Origin of the sequence: Lysinibacillus parviboronicapiens, from assembly GCF_003049575.1 — a bacterium.
GTDB lineage: Bacteria > Bacillota > Bacilli > Bacillales_A > Planococcaceae > Lysinibacillus > Lysinibacillus parviboronicapiens.
This window is the reverse complement of the sequence record NZ_PYWI01000086.1, coordinates 1-1271: the sequence shown is the minus strand read 5'-3', so window position 1 is coordinate 1271 and position 1271 is coordinate 1. Positions and strand designations below refer to the sequence as shown.

General features: G+C 33.4%; 2 protein-coding genes. Both read left to right on the top strand.

Features of this window, described 5'->3' with window-relative positions; genetic code table 11:
• The coding region (locus C9J35_RS23120; protein ID WP_153062991.1) for an RNA polymerase sigma factor at window positions 1–324 on the top strand (324 nt) is incomplete at its 5' end.
• The coding region (locus C9J35_RS23115; protein ID WP_107927157.1) for an anti sigma factor C-terminal domain-containing protein at window positions 308–1271 on the top strand (964 nt) is incomplete at its 3' end. The genes C9J35_RS23120 and C9J35_RS23115, both read left to right, overlap by 17 nt.

Here is a 1271-nt window from a genome sequence, read left to right as displayed (position 1 = left end):
AATCAATATTATGATTTGTCCCGTAAGAAATCTAGACGAAGAGATATATTATTGAAATTCAACGTACAGGAAATATTTGAGGAAGAAACACCTGAAAAAGTCCTCATGCAAAGTGAACTAGAAAGAGATGTACAGGAAATCTTAACTAAATTAAATCCGAAATACAGGCAATTGCTTCTTCTGAAATATAGTACAGGATTAAAAATAAATGAGATAGCGGAGCTGTATAGCATGAAAGAAGGATCTGTTAAGACTACTCTCCATAGGGCAAGAAAAGAGTTTATCGAACAATATAGGAGGTATGAAAATGAACAAGGAAAATGAGTTTTTTCCAAAAGATTTTGAGTTTGAGAAATTAGTAAAAAAAGCAAGGAAACGTTCAATTGTAAAAATGGTGCTCATTTCATTTGTTATTAGTCTCATCGTTTTATTTGGACTCTATTTTATTGGGAATACAATGATGAAAATAAAAATGGAAAAGGAAACAGACTTGGATTCGATTTGGAACGATATTATGGGCGCCAACATTGAAGAGCGAGGTACCATATTTAATTATTCTCTAACTTCTGCAACAGCAAAAATGACATTAGTAAAAGTCGTTGGAGGCATACCAATTCCGTGGGGGGAACAGGAAAAAGTTTTTACTATTTTGGGAGCATCTCGACTTATTTCAAATAATGGTCCTTTTGGCTTAGGATACTCAGATGATGAGCGAATTCCTTTGTATTATGAAGGAGAAAGAGTCGTTGAATTTTTTCATCCACAAGTAAATTATAAGCAAATATTTGATGATAGAACGTTACTTAATGCGATTGATGATAACACAGTTGTAGAAATGGCTTTTTCATTTGATGATGGATACTCCATTGAGGAAGTAAATGAGGTATTTAAAGAACAATTAGCATGGTATTGGGTAGATACGTTTAGTAAAGATGATATAGAAAATGATAATAAATTTAACAAAGATAAGAATTTCCCTGACGATACGATCGATGGATTTGAAGTATATGGCTTTCCGTATAACCGAAGTGCAGAAGCCAATTCTGCCTCTAACTTTATATCAATCTTAGAGAAGGTAAAGGAGGATGGTGGTCATTATCAAGACGATGCAGAGAAAATTATTAATAACATAACTAATCAGGGCAAAATGAAACTAGAACCTCAGAACCTTAAAATTATTGGTGTAGTGGTTACAGGAAAACCAAGTGATTTAATAAAGTTTAGTGATGAATCTATGATTCGCGGTGCTACATTAGGAGCAACAACAGACC